This window comes from Kribbella sp. NPDC048837, assembly GCF_055586945.1.
Genome location: NZ_JBVJHF010000012.1, coordinates 61,747 through 79,331, shown reverse-complemented (window position 1 = coordinate 79,331; position 17,585 = coordinate 61,747). Strand labels below are relative to the sequence as shown.

Genomic DNA, 17,585 nt, shown 5'->3' with positions numbered 1-17,585 from the left:
AGTTAGGGCTACCTAAGTAGGCTAACCCACTTCGCGACTAGAGGCCGCGGATGTAGAACGTCTTGCTCAGCCCTGCAGTGAAGTTGTAGCAGGCCGGGAACCACACCCGGTACGGGATCAGACCCTTGTACGCCGGCTGCGCGTTCAAGGTGAAACGCCCACTCTGCCGGACCTTCGCCGTACCGACCGTCCGCCACTGGGTGGCGCCGTACAAGCGCTGCAGGTTGACCGCGCAGTTCGACGGGGCGCCCGCGACCGAGCCGTTCACCGGGACGATCGTGCCGACCGGTGCGCTCGTCTTCGAGGGGGTCGCCGCGACGATACCCGGGCGGGCCACGAACAGGCCTAGCGCGTTGATGAGGTACGGCTTGCCCGGCACCTGCAGACAGTTGAGCGCCAGGCCGTCGTTCGCCGTGTACGACTTGGTGACGATGCCGTTGGTGTCGGTCCTGTACAGCGGCGCACCGCCCTCGGCGCACGGGGTGTCGATGCCCAGGCCGACCGTGAGCCGGGTGCCGTAGGCCTTGCCGGTCTGCGCGTCGGTGACCGCCCAGCGGATCGAGTACGGCTTGCCGAACGGGACCACCTTCGGGTTCACCGATGCGGTGATCTTCGGCTGGTGGGTGCCGGTGACGGTCACGGTCTGGCCGGCGAACGGGGTGGGATCGATCGGAGTGCCGCCGCCAGGAGCGCCGTACGGACCGGTCATCACGCCGGTGACCTTGAACGTGCCGTTCGCGGTGGAGGCCACGTTCAGCGGCCCGGTCCAGGTGCCGTTCTCCAGCGTGCCGTCGGTCCGCTTGAGGTCGGTCGAGACGATGTACCTGAGTGGCCCGGTGCCGCCGGTGCGCTGCAGTACGACGTTCAGCGTCAGGCTCTGGTCACCCGGCTCGTCGGAGTCGTACCCGCCCTTCACCGTGACGCCGATCGGGTAGGTGTTCAGCCCGGACACCGCGACGGCGGTGCGGTTCAGGACCACGTCCGTGATCGTCAGGTTCGGATCCGGAGCGGCCTGGGCGGACGGCGCACTGCCAAGCAACAGCCCCACCAAAGGCGCTGCCAGCAGCGCCGCCATTACTCGTGAGCGTCTCATGCAACAGAGGGTGACAGTGGCCCAGGCCGGTGCCAAGCGTTGTCGCCGAGGACTGCGCGATCGGGCCGCGGCGGTAGACCGGTTCGGTTCATTCAACTTCCGGGAGCGGACTGTTAACCGGCAGGCCATGTACAGCCTGTGTCGGGGACCGCTACGGTCCGCACGCTGGTCCAATGGGCCAGGTCTTCGGTACGCCGCGGCGCCCGGCGTACACCGTCACGCGCACGGACCGGCTCGGTCGACCGATCTCCCTCGGCGACGTCCTCCCGGAGAGCAAGGCGATCCTGTTCACCGGCCCGCCCGGGACGGGTAAGAGCCTGGAGCTGGACCAGGCCCAGGAGCTTGCCGCACGCAACGGTTGGACCGCGATCCGGGTCGAGGCCTCGGCCCGGGATCCACTGGAGAACCGGTTCACCCGTGCGATCAAGGCGGACCTCGACAAGCTGCGCTCGCGGTTCGGGTACGTGCGCGTTCGCAAGCTGCGCAAGACGGTTCGCGACCTGACCCAGCGCGCCCGCAACACCCAGCACGGTGCCGAGGTGCGGGTCGGTGCCGCACCGGTGCAGTTCATCGCCAAGCGGCAGTGGGACGTCACGCCGCAGGACGACATCGGCACCACCCTGAACGACTTCGGCGACCAGCTCGGAGAGCTTGCCGCGAGCAAGAATCAGCCGGTGCTGCTGCTGGTCGACAACGTCGACGCCGCGTCCCCGCGGGACCTGGCCGGCCTGAACGAGCTCGCCGTACATCTGGAGCAGAAGGGCCGCCCGGTGTGGCTGGTCGCGGCCGGCGGCGCGATGGCCACCAGCCGGCTGATGGCCGCGTCGGACCGGATGTCCGGCATCGCGACGACGGTCACCAACCAGTTCGACATCCGTGAGGTCGGGCCGCTCTCCGACGCAGAGCTGCGGCCGTTCCTGACCAGGCCGCTCGACGACGCGCGGATCGGCTATCAGCCGGCGGCGATCGACAACCTGCTCAGAGCCGCCAACGGTGACCCGAGCCGGCTCCGCACCCTGGCCGAGACGGCGCTCGCGTACGCCGATCGCGACGCCGGCATCACCATCGCCGCGGCGGCCGCGGCGGCATCGCAGGTCGGCAAAGAGTCCGTGGTGCTGTACCAAGGTCGCTGGAATCAGTGCAAGGACGCGCAGAAGGACCTGCTCGCCAGGGTCGCGGCTCAAGGGCCGAACGGGCTGTTGATGCCGGCGGAGACCCAGGCCGCCGGTTCGGGCTGGCGGGAGATCGACACGGCTCGGCAGATCCTGGTCGCCCGCGGTCTGCTTCGTGAACACGACGGCGAGCGCGTCACGATCGCCGAGGCTGGGTTCCAGGACTGGGTCAACGACTACCTCGAGCAGACGCCGGCTCCGGCCGGACCGGTGACGGTCAGTCAGGCACTCGCCCAGCAAGGAATCGCGCCGGCTCATCCAACCGGTGATCGGGCGCTTGTCAGCCAGGTGTTCGGTACGGCGCGCACCCCGGTGCATCCGGTCGATCGGGTGGATCAGAACGCTCAGCCGATCTCTTTGGACAAGCGGCTCCCGACGCGGACGTCCGTACTGTTCACCGGGCCGCCCGGTATGGGAACGAGCCACGAGCTGGACCGGGCGCAGGCGCTGGCCGACCGGCAGGGGTGGACGGCGATCCGGTTGGACGCGTCGCCGCGCGAGCCGCTGGAGAACCGCGTCGTACGCGCGGTCAGCCATGACCTGGACGGGTTCCGGCGGCGGTTCGGGTCCGGGGAGGCGCGGAAGCTCAAGAAGGCCTTGGGGGAGTTGGCCGTTCGGACCCGGAACGCGCAGCACGGTGCGGAGGTTCGCGTCGGGGTGCCGGGTGGGTTCCAGGTGGTTGGGAAGCGGCAGTGGGATGCCGCGCCTCGGGACACGGTCGGCAGCACGCTGAACGAACTCGCGGATCACCTCGGCGAACTGGCCGCCAAGAAGGGCGAGCCGATCATGCTGATGGTCGACAACCTCGACGTTGCCTCAGACCGTGATCTGGTCGCGTTGACCGAGCTGTCCGCGCATCTGGAGCGGCAGGGCAAGCCGGTGTTCCTGGTCGGGGCCGGTGGTGAGCTGGCGACCGCGCGGCTGCTCGGCGCGTCGGGCGGGCAGGCCGGGATCGAGACCAACGTCGCGCATCGGTTCGATGTCCGGGAAGTCGCGCCGCTGACCGAGGCGCAGTTGCGTCCGGCGCTCGCCGAGCCGCTGCGTCAGGCCGGGATCCCGTACGAGTCGCAGGCTGTGGACAGTCTGGTCAAGGCCGCCAACGGCAACCCGAGCCGGCTTCGTGCGCTGGCGGGTTCGGCCCTGGAGTTGGCGGATCCGCAGACCGGTATCACCGCCGGGGTGGCGAAGGCCGCGACGGCTCAGCTGAACAGCCGCTCGCGGGCGTTGTACGAGGCGGCGTGGCACAACTGCTCCGACGCGGAGAAGGAACTGCTCGCGAAGACCGCCGTACGCGGTCCGCAAGGCCTCTCGATGCCCGCCGAATCCGGCCCGTCCACCCCCGGCCGCTGGGACCTCGACAGCGCCGGCCAGGGCCTCATCTCCCGCGGCCTCCTCCGCAAATCCGGCCACCAGATCACCGTCGCCGACCCCGGCCTCCAAGACTGGGTCCAAACCCGCCTAGGCCACGCCGCCGCCCACACCGGCGTCGCCCACCCCACCGCCCCCCAACCCCAACTAACCGCCGCCGAACGCCCCGACGCCCGCCCCACCCTCACCACCCGAGAACACACCACCCACACCGCCAGCCGCTAGCGGCACTACCGAGCGAACTCCGGATCATTCACATCCGCGACGTAGAACCCGAGATTCTCACCGGCTTTGAGCTGCTGCCGATCGCCCGACGCGAAGATCAGATCGCGGTCGTTGAATTGTTCGGCCGTGGCGCAGTGCAGCGCGTCGTACCCTCGGAGCGCCTGCGATGAGCTGAGCACCGCAGCTCGGCGGATCAGCCGCTCGGTCGGCTCGGCGGCATGCAACTCGCTCCAGAGCCGGTCGACCACGCGCAACGCTCGAGTCTCCTGCCTTGCAGTGATCCGGTTGCACCTCGCCGCCTGCGCCAGGGCCGCCGCAGCCTCCACATACAGGAGCTGACTGGACATCACATCGTCCGCGTCTTCCCACAGCCGACGAGAGGCCGGGGACGCCGGCTCATCGATCACCAGCGGGACGAAGGCCGAGGTGTCGAAGTAGCAGATCATCGCCGCTGGTCTCCGATCAGGTCGCTGACGGTTCCGTCGGCTTTGATCGGCGGCGGGGCTGGACGCTTCGGCCGGAGCGGAGGCCGCACCTTTCCCTCAGCGATCAACTGCTGCAGTCTCGTCGGTCCTTCCACCGGGACGATGCGGGCGATCGGTTTGCCGTGGTCGGTGACGGTGATGGTGTGTCCCTCGCGCACTTGCGCGAGATGGCGGCTGAGACCGTCCCGGAGCTCCCGGATACCGATGTCCATCAATCCTCCTGTGGCCACTTTTCCTCCTTCGATACTAGCCACAATCTGTGTCTCCACTCACTGTGGAGGAGCCAGCCGGGCGGTGCGGAGGGCAGATGGTGGGGCAGGGCGGGGGCAGATGGGTCAGGGCCAGATCGAGGTGATCCATTCGGGGTGGTCTATGAAGGGGTTTCGGTTGTGTTGGTAGGTGGTGTAGATGACTTCGTTGCGGCGCTTCTCGAAGGTGTCGGGTGGGTCGGCGGCGGACCAGGCTTTGAGGACTGAGAGTTTGCCGATGTAGGGGGCGCTGCCGTTGTTGACGGAGTTGTTGATCTCCAGGTTGGCGAAGCCGTCGTCGCCTTCGTAGCGGACGGCCATGTAGAAGATCATCCGGGCGATGTCGCCGCGAACGGCCGCGCGCGGGGCGAACGAATCGGAGTCCGCCGTGCAGCCGGAGCACTGGGCCACCGCCGTACCGCCGTTGTCGAAGTCGAGGTTGCCGCGGGCCGCGTTCACCGACACGTCCTCGGGGCGGAGGTGGTGGACGTCGGTGCCCGGGCCGGTCGCCGTACCGAAGTCGCCGTGGGACTTGGCCCAGACGTGCTCGCGGTTCCAGTCGTCGGCGGCGCTGCCGTTCGCGCTCTTGCTGATGGAGCGGCCGGAATAGATCTCGATCACGTTGTTGGTGTTGGCCGGGTCCTGGTCGGTGTCCTTGAGCGCGGTCCAGACCTGGTCGTACGTGAGCTTGGTCTGGCTGGAGATGATCGTGTGCAGCGCGGCCTTCAGCGCGGCACCGGTCTTGCCCTCGGCACCGGCGTAGTAGTCGCCCGGGTCAGGCCCCGGATCCGACGAGCCGCCGCCGGTGAAAGCCGTCGCGTCCTTCAAGCCGGGATGCGAGAAGTACGCCGTGAGCGTGCCGGTCACGGTGATCTTCTGACCGAGCAGCGCGGGGTTGCTCTGCAGTCCGTACGACGCGCGGAACGTGGCCGGGATCTGGACGTACAGCATCGACGACGTACTGGTCTGCGACGCCGAGTCGGCCAGCGCGAGCGCGTAGTCGTTCGGGAAGTTGCTGCGGACAACGGTGCTGGTGGCGGTGGGCTGACCGACCACGTAGCCGGTGACCGAGGCACTCGATCCGTCCTGCCGGCCGATCGCCGTAGCGACGGTGATGGCTGTGGCGGCGCTCGACGGGGTGATGCCGAAGCCGAGCAGAGCGAGTACGGCGGTGACGATCAAGGCGGGGCGGAACAAGCGGGATCTCAGCACGGCGACTCCCAGGGGCGGGTGGGGACCGGACGCCTGACAGTCTGCCCAGGTCGTCCGGCTACCGAACATCTGGACCGGAAACAGGGGGTGAAATTGAGCCGGTGGGGCGGTGAGCGCGTGAGTGGCGCTCACCGCCCCACCTGGGTGTATGGGCCCCCATCAGGCCGCGACGAACTGCCGCGGGCTGCTCTGCCCATCCACCAGTGAGGCGCTACTGGCGGGCAGCACCTCACCGACAAGGGGAGGACTCACCATCCTCCGGCGGTGGCGTGGTGCGGACGCCGTTTACGGACCGTACTCAGTCCAGCACGCGTTGTCCATGGCTCAGCTCGGCCGTCTCACACTACTGACGGGTCATTGAGCCGTCAGCCCTCGAGGGCCGCGACCACCGTCCCGGCCACCGCCGCGTCGATGGCGCCGATCCCGGTGAGGTCGGCGACCGACCGTCGCGTGCGATCCACGCCATCCCGCAGTACGGCGCCAACCGCGAGGTCGACGTCATCCGCCACGACGCCGGCCCGGACCGCGTTCCCGAAGTCACCGTGATCGAGACACTGCGCGTGGTCGTCCGTGGCAACCAAAGCTCCGTCGAACACGGAGACCGGCAACTCACCCTTACCCGGCATGTCGGTCCCGACCCCGGTCACGTGCACCGCGTTCCGGAAGAGCTCGGCCGGCAACGGCTCACGGGCAGCGGTCGTCGCAATCACACACGCTGCACCGTCGAGCGCATCAGGCTTTGCGTCCAAACCCTCTGCCGCGAAGGCGGCGCAGAGCTCGTCCACAGCCTCCGGCCGGCGGCCCCACACGTGGACTCGGCGCAGTGGGCGCAGCTCCCGTAACCACCGGACCTGCAGGAGGGCCTGCTCACCGGTCCCGAGGACGGCGACCTCGTCCACGTCGGGCGGGGTCATCGCGTCGGTGATCAGCGCGCCGGCTGCCGCCGTACGCCAGGCCGTCAGCATGCCTTCGTCCGCCAGCACCGCGGCGGGCGCACCGGTGGTCGCATCGACGACGAGCATCAGCCCGTTGTTGACCGAGGCGAACGTGCTCGCGATCTTCACGGCGAAGTACGGCGACCCGTCGACGTACCCGGCTTTCACATGGCAGTCGCCGGCGTGGTCCGGGAAGTCCAGCACCATCGGCGCGGGGACCGACGTACGGCCCTCGGCGTGGGCGATCAACCCGTCCCGGACCGCAGCGAACACCACGGACGGAGTCGCGACCCGGGCGATCTCGTCCAGGCTGATGATCGGCAGGGTCATCGGCGCTTCTCCAGCCAGTCGGCCCACACGGCCAGCGCTTCGGCGGGTCCACTCCGCCCGATCCCCACGCGGAAGCGATCCGTCGGCGTCTCGGTCAGTTCGGACGAGTAGATGCTCGACGGCAGCAACAGGACACCGGCCTGCTCGACCAGCTCCGTGCACATGGCCTCGACGCCGTCGGAGCCGCGGTAGCGCGGATAGCAGACGCACCCGCCGTCCGGCGCGGAGAACTCGAACAGCTCGGGGTAGCGCCCGAAGAACTCCGTGAACACCGGAAGGTTCTCCGCGATGATCCTGCGGTTGCGCTCAAGCAGCCGATCCCGGGCCCGGAGCGCGATCAGTGCGAGCACCTCGCTCGGCGCGGAGTTGCAGATCGTCGTGTAGTGCTTGGCCCGCTCGATCCGGTCGAGGACCGTACGATCACGGCACGCGATCCAGCCGATCCGCAGTCCGGGCAGCCCGTAGGCCTTGGACATCACGTTGAGCGAGATCGCCGTACCGGACAGATCGGTTGCTTGGGGCAACGGTTGGGCTTCGAGGCCGCGGTAGACCTCGTCGGAGAACAGCGTGATCCCGCGGTCGTCGCACAGCCGCACGAGCCGCGCCCACGCGTCCGGCGAGGGGAGCGCGCCGGTCGGGTTGTTCGGGAAGTTGACCGACACCATCCGGGTGTTCGGCCGGAGCGCGCGTTCGATCGCGTCGACGTCCAGGGCCCAGCCATCCTCGGGCCGCAGCGCGACGCCCGTCACCTCGCACACGGACAGCGGGATCGTCTCGGCGGCCTGGTAGTTCGGCGTCAGTACGACGATGTGGTCCGACGGCTCGAGCAGGGTCCGCATGGCCAGGTAGATCGCTTCCTCGGCGCCGGCGAAGCAGAGGATGTCCTCGGGTTCGGCGGACGCGTAGGTCGCCGCGATCTCGGTGCGCAGCGCGGGCAGGCCGCGCGTCTCGGTGTAGCCGAGGGCAAGCGACTCCCAGCGCTCGCGGCCGTCGTCGTCGGCCATTGCGAGCAGTTCGGACATCGGCAGCGTCTGCGCGTCGGAGGCGGTCAGGTGGTAGCGGGCGCTGAACTCCCACTGCGCGAAGTACGTCTCCAGCCGGAAGTCAGGCAGGGTCGGCATTCGGCTCCTTCCGGGTCTGGCCGAGCAGTTGGTAGAGCGCGGACCGGGAGATCCGCAGGGCACGGGCGACGGCCGGCACGGACCGCCGCTGACTGAGCACGCCCGCTGCGTCCAGCCGGCCGAGCAGTTCCAGCCGGTCCGCCTTGGTCAGGCGTTCCAGCGCGACGCCACGCTCCCGGACGTACTCGGCGACGATCTCGTTCAACGTCTCGGACCAGTCGTGCTCGAACAGCACCCGCGGCTGCCCGGCGATCGGTGCGGCGAAGGCGGCCAGCAGCCGGCTCGCCTCCTCGAATGCGGTCCGGTCGACGTTCACGCACAGCACGTACGCCGGTGCGCCGTCGTCGTCCCGGATCACCGCGCTGACCGCGGACAGCCGCCGCCCGTCCGGCAGCGTCTTCGGGTACGGGCCGTAGACGTCGGCGCCCGTCGCGGTCAGCTCCTCCAGCTCGCCGAGCAGCGAGGGGTCGCCGGGTTCGCGTCCGGACAACGGGTTCCAGATCGCGGCGATCTCGTCGGTGGCCGGATCGTGGAGCACGACCTCGGCGTGCGGCGACAGCAGCCGGGCGAGCGCCTCGCCGATGGGTGCCAGCTGGTCAGGCTTCACCCGTGGACAGTATGTCCACAGTGGACACTTTGTCTAGACGGCGGCGGGCACCAAGGCGTCCGCGCGCTGGGCCCGCTTGAGGCCGAAGAGCAGCAGGCCGATGGAGATCGCGCCGACGACGGCGTACGTGATCCAGCCGCCGATGCCGTCCCAGGTGGTGTGCAGGGTGACGGCCACCGCGTACATGCCGAGGAAGATCGCGAAGTGCCGGCCGTTCGGCGCGGTCACGAACCGCCACAGACCCCAGCAGGCGAGCCCGGTCCAGGCCGCGTGCCCGGCCGGTGACAGCAGGCCGCGGATGAACAGCGTCTGCTCGGCGTCCCCGACGTTCCCGCCGGACTGCAGCAGCGCGACGAACGCGTAGCCCATCGTCTCGAGGACGGCGAACCCGGTGCCGACCGCGACCCCGATCACGATCCCGCGACCGATCGAACCGCGGTACCGGTGGCCGAAGAACACCACCAGGACGGCCGGCACGATCAGCTTGGCCGCCTCCTCGATCAGCCCGACCCCGAGCATCGGCAGGGTCCCGAGCCGGCGCATCGCGTCGTACTCGAGCAGGCCCGCGACGACCACCCCGACCACGCCGCCGAACAGCAGGCACCCACCGAGGGTCGGCCCGTCGATCAGCCACCGCCCGGACCGCCCGGCCGCGAACGTCACGAACGTCAGCGGTACGACGAGCGCCCCGAGCAGGATCATCGTCGGGAAGAGATTCGGGTTCCCGGTGTCGGTGAGAACGGCCAGAACAGCCAGGTAAAGGCCGGCGCCGATCAGGAACGTTCCCACCCAGGCCCATCGACGGACCAGTTGTTGTGCGGTCATGGGGCCCTCCCGGCCTGGACTGAGGAGCGTAGGGAGCGCAGTGACCGGAGCGACGAGGGAAGGCCGGGAGCCAAGGGCCCCATGACCCGCCGTGCCGGAGGCGCGGCAATAAGTATGGCGTGGTTGCGCCATGTCGCAGGGACGGCAGTGATGGACAGGGCGGAATCCCGTGACGTGATTGCAAACTCTGGAAGAAGAGGTGTGCCTGCCCCCGACCTCTCGAAGGAGAATCCCGCCTATGTCCCCCCAACGACTCACCGCCGCCACCCTCGCGGCGATGCTCGCCCTGGGCGCGGCGACGGTCACCCCCGCCGTCGCGGCATCCCCACCACCGGCCGGGAACACCGGCCCGAAGACCACCGCGGTCACGCTGATCACCGGAGACGTCGTCGAGGTGACCGACGCCGGCGCCGGCAAGAAGGCGGCCACCGTCCGTCCCGCGGCCGGCCGTGAAGGTGTCTCGTTCCACACTGTCGAGGCCGACGGGGGACTCCGTGTCCTGCCGAGTGACGCCGTACCGTACGTCTCCACCGGCGTGCTGGACGTGGACCTGTTCGACGTCGACGAGCTGATCGCCGACGGGTACGGCGACTCGGCCGCGCGGCAGCTCCCGCTGATCGTCAAGGACAGCGCCGGATTCCGCGGCGCCCAGGCCCTGCCCGGCACGTCGACCACCCGGGACCTGCCGTCGATCGGTGGCCGGGCCGTTGACGCGGCCAAAGACCAGTTGCCCGAACTGTGGAAATCGCTCAAGCCGGCCGCTGGCGCGCGATCGCTGAACAGCGGCGTGACCAAGATCTGGCTCGACGGCAAGGTCCGCCCGGTGCTCGATAAGAGCGTCCCGCAGATCGGTGCGCCGGACGCGTGGAAGGCCGGGTACGAGGGCTCCGGCGTCGAGGTCGCCGTACTGGACACCGGCGTCGACGCGACGCACCCGGACCTGGTCGGCAAGGTGAAGGAGACCCAGGACTTCTCCGGCAGCCCGAGCGGTTCGGAGGACCACTTCGGCCACGGTACGCACGTCGCCGCGACCATCGCGGGGACCGGCGCCGGCGCGGGCGGGACCCGGAAGGGCGTCGCACCGAAGGCGGACCTGCTGGTCGGCAAGGTGCTCGGCGACGACGGGTACGGCTACGACTCCTGGATCATCGCCGGGATGGAGTGGGCCGCGGCCGAGGGTGCGAAGGTGGTCAACATGAGCCTCGGCGGCGAGGCCACCGACGGCACCGACCCGCTCAGCCAGGCGGTGAACGACATCACCGCGCAGACCGGCACGCTGTTCGTCGTCGCGGCCGGCAACGAGGGCCAGGACGAGACCGTCGGTACGCCGGGCGCCGCGGCGTCGGCGTTGACCGTCGGAGCCGTGGACCGCACCGACGCGCTGGCCGAGTTCTCGAGTCGCGGACCGCGCCTCGGCGACGCCGGCCTCAAGCCGGAGATCACCGCCCCGGGCGTGGGCATCATCGCGGCCCGCGCGGCCGGCACGATCATGGGCGACCCGGTGGACGACCTCTACACGGCCGCCTCGGGGACGTCGATGGCCACGCCGCATGTGGCCGGAGCCGCCGCGCTGCTCGCGCAGCAGCACCCGGACTGGAAGGCCGACCAGCTCAAGAACGCGCTGGTCAGCACGGCGAAGACCCAGCCCAACCAGACCGTCTACGCCCAGGGCGCCGGTCGCGTCGACCTGACCCGCGCCGTCGCCCAGAAGGTCACCGCCAGCGGCGTCGCGGACTTCGGCCTGCAAACCGGTGAGACGGGCACCCGGACCATCACCTACCGGAACGACTCCGGCAGCCCGGTCACCCTGAGCCTGTCCGTCCAGGTGACCAATCTGGACGACAAGCAGCCGGAGACCGACGGCTTCGGCATCCCCGCGACCGTCACGATCCCGGCCAACGGCAGCGCCGACGTCCCGCTGACCCTGGACCCGGCCAAGCTCGGCCGTGGTCAGTACAGCGGCTGGATCGTTGCCACCGGCCCCGATGGCGTTGTCACCCACACCGCGGTCGGCGCACTCCGGTCCGGCCCGAAGCACAAGGTGACGCTGCGCGCCGTCGGCCTGGACGGACAGCCGACCGGAGTCCCGGTCATCTCGCTGTACGGCGACAACTCGCGCTCCGACGTCCTCGCGTGGATCCCGGACGGCGAGACGTACACCGCCGAGATCGAGGAGGGCACGTACCTGCTGCACTCGCTGGTGGAGAACTACGACCCGCAGGACGAGCAGGTCAGCCTGTTCACCGACCCGAACATCGTCGTCACCAAGGACACCGAGATCGTCATCGACGCGCGCAAGGCGGTGCCGATCACGATCCAGACGCCGAAGCCGTCGGAGCAGCAGGCGATCCTGAGCTACTACGTGCATCGCGAGTACGGGAACGGCCGGTCGATCAGCCATGGCGTGATGCACTTCAGCACGGTCAAGCAGGTGAACGTGACGCCGACCAAGCCGGTCAAGGACGGCAGCTTCGAGTTCTCGTCCCGTTGGCAGTTGGTCGCACCACTGGTCCAGGCGACGGTCTCCGGCGTGACCGGGCCGCTCGACATCAACCTGCTGCACCAGTCGCCGTCGTACGAGGGCAAGAAGCGGTTCCCGCTCGTGTACGCGGACTCCTCGCTCACGGGCGTGAAGGGTGCGCTGGCGGTGCTCGACTCCAGCGAGGACGGCTGGGGGAACGGCAGTGAGCACGACCAGATCGTGGCGGCCGCGAACGCGGGTGCCGCGGCGGTGATCCTGGTCCGGCCGGCGGACTGGTCGGCGTGGACGGTCTGGCGTCCGGTCGGGGATCGTGAGCCGATCCCGGCGATGGTCACCACGTTCAAGGACGGTCACCAGCTGATCGACCGCGCCAAGAAGGGCCGGGCCACCATCGACCTGACCCTGACCACGTCGAGCCCGTACCTGTACGACGTACAGCAGGTCTCGACCGGGTCCATCCCGAGCAAGATCACCTACAAGGTGACACCGGCGAACAGCGCGCGGATCACCACCCGGTACGCCGACAACGGCGGCTTCACCTGGGCCAAGGAGCAGCGGTTCGGGTGGCGTCCGTGGCAGGAGTACTCGTGGAACGACTCCCAGCGGTTCGTCGAGACACCGAAGGTACGAGAGGAGTGGGCGACGTCCGGTGACTCGCTCTGGCAGCACCGCGTGCACCACCTCTACACCTGGGACGACATGAACCCGCTGGCCGGTGGGATGACCACGCTGCCGCGGAGCTACAAGTCCGGCACCTCGGACGAGACGTGGTTCGGTCCGGTCGTACGCCCGGCCGCCGCGCCCGGCGTGGTGTCGACGCGGACCGGTGACCGGTTGTCGCTGCGGATCCCGTCGTTCGTGGACGCGGACGGGCACTACACGGTCGGCGAGACCACGGCGTCGTCCGCGGTGCTGTCCCGGAACGGCCAGGTCGTCGCCGAACTGCCGGACGCGTGGGAGGACGTGATCACGTCGAGCGAGGACGCGGCGTACAAGCTCGATCTCTCCACCGCGCGGATCGACAGCGAAGGCGAGTGGAACTGGGGGACCCGGACGGAGACCTCCTGGGAGTTCCGCTCGGCGAAGCAGCCGGACGACAAGGCGACCCCGCTGGCCTTGCAGCAGGTCGGCTACACGGTCCCGACCGATCTGACCGGTCGCGTCGGTGCCCGGACGCACGTCGTCGGCTTCGACGCACCCCGGTCGACCTCCTTCCAGGCCTGGGCGTCCTTCGACGAGGGCAAGACCTGGCGGAAGCTCGTCGTGGTAGGTGCCGTCGGCCACTACCTCGCCGTGGTCGCGAACGCGCACGACACCGTGTCGCTGAAGGTCCAGGCGACCGGCGCCAACGGCGCGAAGATCACCCAGACGGTGATCCGCGCGTACGGGGTCAAGTAGCAGTAGTCCGCTGACGAGAGCCCGCACCCTCCGGCCGGGGGGTGCGGGCTCTCGTCAGATCCAGTCGCGTTTGGCGGCCTGGAAGGCCAGGCCGGTGCGAGTGTCCACGCCCGCCAGCGCCATCAGCCGATCGAGCCGGCGCTGGACAGTACGACGGCTGATCCCGAGCTGGGACGCGATCGACTTGTCCGGGACGCCGGCCACCAGCAGGGACAGCAGGAACCGCTCGGAGTCGTCCAACCCCTCGGTCTCCTGCTTGTCGTCCGCGTGCAGCCGCACCGGGGTCGCCTGCTCCCAGTGGCTCTCGAAGAGCGCGAGCAGCGCGTCGAGCAGTTGCCCGCGGCCGATCACGGCGGCCGTCGGCTCACCGATGCCCAGCTCGTTGTCGCGGACGAGCGGGCAGACCGCGGTCGCCCGATCGACGATCGCCAGCCGGACCGGGAGCGTCGGCAGCGAGCGGGCCTCCTCACCCCAGCTGACGCCCTCGGCGATGGTGTCGAGCTCACCGGGGGTCTCGAGCAGGGCGCGCTCGTAGATCGCGCGATAGCGGACGCCGCGGGACAGAGCGCCGTACTCCTCGGTGTTGTCGGCGCCCTGCATCGCGAGCGGGTTGGCCCGGCAGAACCAGAGGATCTCCTCGCGGGCGGCCTCCTGCAGGTCGCGCAGGCGCTCGCGGAGGGCGGTCGCCCCGACGATCACCTCGACCAGGTGGTGGGCGTCCCGGCGGCTGGCGCTGGCGCGGAACTCCTCGCTCAACGCCGCCACCGTCTTCCGGGCGGCCTCGAGCGACTCCTGCCGGCGCAGCAGCGTCGTACCGAGAGCCACGTCGGGCGGGAGCGGCCGGAACACCGGCTCGTCGGCCTGCTGGACCGTCACCAGGCCCTTGGCCTCGAGCCGCTGCAGCACCTCGTCCGCCTCGGTCCGGGTCAGTTCGGCGACCTCGGCGAGCTCCGTGGACCGCGCGGCGGACAGGCCGACGAGCAGCCGGTAGGCCTGCTCCTCACGTTCGTCGAGCAACGAGCCGTCGTGCATCGTCCCACCTCCCGAGCACCACCTAAGCAGGGTTTCCCGCGGCGCGACGAGAGTTTTCCGAATTGGCACACCGGGGTCACGGCACCGTTGTGTCATCACGCTCGTGGTGAGAGAGCGTCACTTCCGGTCAGCAGTTCGCGGAACTCGCCGCCCCCTGACCGGGGCGGTGGGGTGGGGCCGTGACGACACAGCGCCAACCGCCCATGAGAGAGAACGATGATGAGTCTGACCGACTACGCCGGTATCGCCGGTCTGATCGCCGCGGCCGCCGTTGCTGTCTGGATGCTCCGGAGCAGCCGCACCCCGAGCCCCGGTGGACGCCACCGGGGCAGTCCTACTCTGCGGCTACCGCGACCGAGCCATCCCGAGCGGGCTTCGCGCGCAGGTAGGTAAGCCCGCCGTAGGCGTACATCGCCAGACCCAGCGCGGCCATCGCCGCGATCACGACCCACTGCCACGGCCTGTCCACGTAGAGGGCGAGGAACCACGACTTGGTGTCGTCGTTCCCGGTGAGCAAGAAGATCGCCGGTACGACGGCCTGCGGGAACAGCGGGATCGCACCGAACCCGAGGCAGAACCCGGCCAAGGTACGACGCCAGCGTGGCAGCGAGTCGAGTGCCGCGGTGCGCTTCGCCCGCTCTGTGGTGGATCGCCCGTGCCTGAGCAACGTGAGGAGCTCCGGCCCACGCCGTTCGAGTCGAGCAGCCGCCAGGCGGCCCAGGTACCACCACGCGAGGACGCCGGACAGCAGTCCGATCGGGACGCCCCACCACGACCACGCCAGGGCGGCTGCCAAGGCGGGGCCGGCGGTCACCGAGACCAGGACGAGCATCACGTAGACGATGCCCATGGTCTCGCCTTCGTTCTCACCCGAGTTCAGCGGATTGCCGGCCCGCTTGTGCGCGTCGGTCGTCGGTACGGCGGCGTACACCGAGCAGGCCACGACCAGACCGGCCGCACCACCGAGGAGCGCGGGCAGCACGCTCAGCACGAGCGGCCAGGCGTCGGCGTCGCCGGCCCACCAGGTGAGGAGCAAAGTGATCAGCAGGGTGGGCGGCCCGAAGACGATGAGGAACGCTCGCTGGCGGGCGCGGACATCCGGCTGGGCCGACCCGGGTGTCATCACCGTGGTCCAGAGCGCCGTACCGTCGGCGCCGTAGAGGTTGGCGGCCATCGAACCCGCCATGACGACGGCCGCCGGGCCGGCCCACGGGAGCATGGCCTTCCATCCGACGGCCAGTGGCATCAGGCAGAAGAAGAGCCCGTAGCTGATCGCGAACACGGCCCGGTGACCGTAGAGCAGGTCGCGGGTCCAGGACCGCAGTTCTTTGGCCGCGGCCGCACCACGCGGGGTGGATGCGGTCAGCAGTCGCTTGGGCTTGCTGCCGATCCGGTTGGCCGTCGTACGTCGTACCAGGAGAGCGGACCAGGCGACCAGCATCGCTGCACCCAGGAAGACCAGGCCGGCGATCGCTGCGAGCGCCTTCGGCCAGTCGTTGTGTCCGACGGCTTCTACTGCCACCAATCCCCAGCCAGACGGTGCAATGCGCGCACCGCGAGCCATGGTGCCCTGTACGTCGGTGGACACGAACGCGACGATCAGTGCCCACCCCTGCGCGGTGAAGGCCAGGATGAACGCGTTCACCACCGCCGCGAGGACCGCACCCGCGCGGACTTGCAGGAGTACGCCGTACACGGCGACCGCGAGCCGCGACGCGAGGATGAAGCAGAACAACTGCAGAAGCACGACGGGCAGGGCGATGAGCGCCGCCGCGATGCTCAACTGTCCACCGGCGACCACGAGGCTGAGTAGAGCGATCAGGCTGACGATCGGCGCGACGCCGGCCAGCGCCGCGGTCAGCAGACCGGCGGCCAGCGTGCGCGGCGGGATCGGCAGCATGCTGAAGTACTCCGGCTTGAGCGTCTCGTCACCTCCGCCGGCGAACAGCGGCCCGACGACCCAGCCGAGCATCCACACCGCGAGCGCGACGACCAGTATGTCGTTGTCGCCGCTGGCCGCGACCCAGATGGTGCCGGCCGCGAGGACCAGCCCCAGGAACGCACCGGTGGCGATCCAGCTCAGCCGGTTCTGGTCCTTCAGCGCATGCCGGAACGCGGCGAGCCGCATCCGGACCAGCGTGCGCGCGGTCAGGCCGAGAGCCACGACAGACCCTCCGCACCACGGGTCGACGCGCCGACCAGCGCGACGAACGCGTCCTCCAGGCTGGCCCCTGCCTGCACCTCCGCAATGGCGCCCTGGGCAACTACCTTGCCGTCGGCGACGACGGCGACCCGGTCGCACAGCTGCTCGACCAGCGCCATCACGTGACTCGACATCACCACCGAGCCGCCGCCGGCGATGAACCTGTTCAGGATCGTCCGGATGGTCGCCGCCGACACCGGGTCGACCGCCTCGAACGGCTCGTCCAGCACCAGCAGCCGCGGGGCGTGCAGCAACGCGACCGCCAGGCCGAGCTTCTTCCGCATCCCGGTCGAGTACCCGATCACCTGCTTGTCGTCCTCGTGATCGAGCTCGAGCACCTCGAGGAGTTCCGACGTACGCGCGGCGACCTCGTCCTCCGGCAGCCCGCGCAGCAGGCCGAGATACGTGAGCACCTCCCGCCCGGTCAGCCGCTCCGGCATCCCCAGCCCGTCCGGCAGCACACCGACGAGCGCCTTCGCCCGCATCGGCTCCGCCCAGACGTCCGCCCCGAAGATCCGCGCCGTCCCCACATCCGGCCGCAACAACCCGACCGCCATCGACAAGGACGTCGTCTTCCCGGCCCCGTTGGGCCCGAGCATCCCGAAGAACGACCCCTTCGGCACGCTCAGGCTCAGCTCGTCCACGGCTCGCTGCGCACCGAACACCTTCGTCAGCCCGACCAGCTCCAGCGCCTGCTCCATGCCCAGCACCCTCTCACCCACCACCCCGCGAGGTCGTCCGTCCAACGGCCGACCCACAGCCTCATCCGGCCGTCGGACGCAGCCGCGCCGACTGGCTGATCCGTCAGCGTCCCCTTCTTGCATCGCCGGTTGATTCGTGACTTGCTGA

13 protein-coding genes are annotated in these 17,585 nt (G+C 69.7%); 2 read left to right on the top strand and 11 right to left on the bottom strand.

The window, feature by feature from the left end:
* Positions 1-37: 37 nt before the first annotated feature.
* Entirely contained in the window at positions 38-1,093 is a 1,056-nt protein-coding gene (locus ACZ6O0_RS40500; protein ID WP_465770394.1) for a hypothetical protein, read from the bottom strand.
* A gap of 173 nt (positions 1,094-1,266) precedes the next feature.
* Between ACZ6O0_RS40500 and ACZ6O0_RS40495 the strand changes: the two genes are divergently transcribed.
* Positions 1,267-3,858 carry a hypothetical protein gene (locus ACZ6O0_RS40495; protein WP_465770393.1) on the top strand — a complete coding sequence of 864 codons (2,592 nt, stop codon included), beginning with the start codon at positions 1,267-1,269 and terminating at the stop codon, positions 3,856-3,858.
* A 5-nt stretch (positions 3,859-3,863) separates the two neighbouring features.
* On the opposite strand, the gene ACZ6O0_RS40490 is transcribed toward ACZ6O0_RS40495, so the two are convergent.
* From ACZ6O0_RS40490 to ACZ6O0_RS40460, 7 genes are all read right to left on the bottom strand, one after another.
* Positions 3,864-4,304, bottom strand: coding sequence for a type II toxin-antitoxin system VapC family toxin (locus ACZ6O0_RS40490; protein ID WP_465770392.1), 441 nt, complete (start codon positions 4,302-4,304; stop codon positions 3,864-3,866).
* Positions 4,301-4,555, bottom strand: coding sequence for a type II toxin-antitoxin system Phd/YefM family antitoxin (locus tag ACZ6O0_RS40485; protein ID WP_465770391.1), 255 nt, complete (start codon positions 4,553-4,555; stop codon positions 4,301-4,303). Before ACZ6O0_RS40485 ends, ACZ6O0_RS40490 begins: the two co-directional genes overlap by 4 nt.
* Positions 4,556-4,678: 123 nt before the next feature.
* On the bottom strand, positions 4,679-5,803 hold the full coding sequence (locus tag ACZ6O0_RS40480; protein ID WP_465770390.1) for an endonuclease: 1,125 nt from the start codon (positions 5,801-5,803) through the stop codon (positions 4,679-4,681).
* Between the two features lie 365 nt (positions 5,804-6,168).
* Complete coding sequence (locus ACZ6O0_RS40475; RefSeq protein WP_465770389.1) at positions 6,169-7,068, bottom strand: ornithine cyclodeaminase family protein; 900 nt, start codon at positions 7,066-7,068, stop codon at positions 6,169-6,171.
* Entirely contained in the window at positions 7,065-8,189 is a 1,125-nt protein-coding gene (locus tag ACZ6O0_RS40470) for an aminotransferase class I/II-fold pyridoxal phosphate-dependent enzyme (protein WP_465770388.1), read from the bottom strand. Before ACZ6O0_RS40470 ends, ACZ6O0_RS40475 begins: the two co-directional genes overlap by 4 nt.
* Positions 8,173-8,796, bottom strand: coding sequence for a helix-turn-helix transcriptional regulator (locus ACZ6O0_RS40465; RefSeq protein WP_465770387.1), 624 nt, complete (start codon positions 8,794-8,796; stop codon positions 8,173-8,175). Before ACZ6O0_RS40465 ends, ACZ6O0_RS40470 begins: the two co-directional genes overlap by 17 nt.
* Positions 8,797-8,829: 33 nt before the next feature.
* Positions 8,830-9,621: a PrsW family intramembrane metalloprotease gene (locus tag ACZ6O0_RS40460; protein WP_465770386.1), complete on the bottom strand. Its 792-nt coding sequence runs from the start codon at positions 9,619-9,621 to the stop codon at positions 8,830-8,832.
* Between the two features lie 238 nt (positions 9,622-9,859).
* On the opposite strand from ACZ6O0_RS40460, the gene ACZ6O0_RS40455 reads away from it, so the two are divergent.
* Complete coding sequence (locus tag ACZ6O0_RS40455) at positions 9,860-13,501, top strand: S8 family serine peptidase (RefSeq protein WP_465770385.1); 3,642 nt, start codon at positions 9,860-9,862, stop codon at positions 13,499-13,501.
* Positions 13,502-13,555: 54 nt separating this feature from the next.
* Here ACZ6O0_RS40455 and ACZ6O0_RS40450 read toward each other — a convergent pair whose 3' ends face one another.
* The 3 genes from ACZ6O0_RS40450 to ACZ6O0_RS40440 all read right to left on the bottom strand — a co-directional run bounded on the left by ACZ6O0_RS40450 (position 13,556) and on the right by ACZ6O0_RS40440 (position 17,437).
* On the bottom strand, positions 13,556-14,533 hold the full coding sequence (locus ACZ6O0_RS40450) for a helix-turn-helix domain-containing protein (RefSeq protein ID WP_465770384.1): 978 nt from the start codon (positions 14,531-14,533) through the stop codon (positions 13,556-13,558).
* A gap of 334 nt (positions 14,534-14,867) precedes the next feature.
* Entirely contained in the window at positions 14,868-16,697 is a 1,830-nt protein-coding gene (locus tag ACZ6O0_RS40445) for a hypothetical protein (RefSeq protein WP_465770383.1), read from the bottom strand.
* Entirely contained in the window at positions 16,682-17,437 is a 756-nt protein-coding gene (locus ACZ6O0_RS40440; RefSeq protein ID WP_465770382.1) for an ABC transporter ATP-binding protein, read from the bottom strand. Before ACZ6O0_RS40440 ends, ACZ6O0_RS40445 begins: the two co-directional genes overlap by 16 nt.
* Between the last annotated feature and the right edge of the window lie 148 nt (positions 17,438-17,585).

Excerpts from the sequence above, each read along its gene's own strand:
- ACZ6O0_RS40500 (WP_465770394.1), bottom strand. The coding sequence starts at position 1,093 with ATGAGACGCTCACGAGTAATGGCGGCGCTGCTGGCAGCGCCTTTGGTG.
- ACZ6O0_RS40495 (WP_465770393.1), top strand. The coding sequence starts at position 1,267 with ATGGGCCAGGTCTTCGGTACGCCGCGGCGCCCGGCGTACACCGTCACG.
- ACZ6O0_RS40490 (WP_465770392.1), bottom strand. The coding sequence starts at position 4,304 with ATGATCTGCTACTTCGACACCTCGGCCTTCGTCCCGCTGGTGATCGAT.
- ACZ6O0_RS40485 (WP_465770391.1), bottom strand. The coding sequence starts at position 4,555 with ATGGACATCGGTATCCGGGAGCTCCGGGACGGTCTCAGCCGCCATCTC.
- ACZ6O0_RS40475 (WP_465770389.1), bottom strand. The coding sequence starts at position 7,068 with ATGACCCTGCCGATCATCAGCCTGGACGAGATCGCCCGGGTCGCGACT.
- ACZ6O0_RS40470 (WP_465770388.1), bottom strand. The coding sequence starts at position 8,189 with ATGCCGACCCTGCCTGACTTCCGGCTGGAGACGTACTTCGCGCAGTGG.
- ACZ6O0_RS40460 (WP_465770386.1), bottom strand. The coding sequence starts at position 9,621 with ATGACCGCACAACAACTGGTCCGTCGATGGGCCTGGGTGGGAACGTTC.
- ACZ6O0_RS40455 (WP_465770385.1), top strand. The coding sequence starts at position 9,860 with ATGTCCCCCCAACGACTCACCGCCGCCACCCTCGCGGCGATGCTCGCC.
- ACZ6O0_RS40450 (WP_465770384.1), bottom strand. The coding sequence starts at position 14,533 with ATGCACGACGGCTCGTTGCTCGACGAACGTGAGGAGCAGGCCTACCGG.
- ACZ6O0_RS40440 (WP_465770382.1), bottom strand. The coding sequence starts at position 17,437 with ATGGAGCAGGCGCTGGAGCTGGTCGGGCTGACGAAGGTGTTCGGTGCG.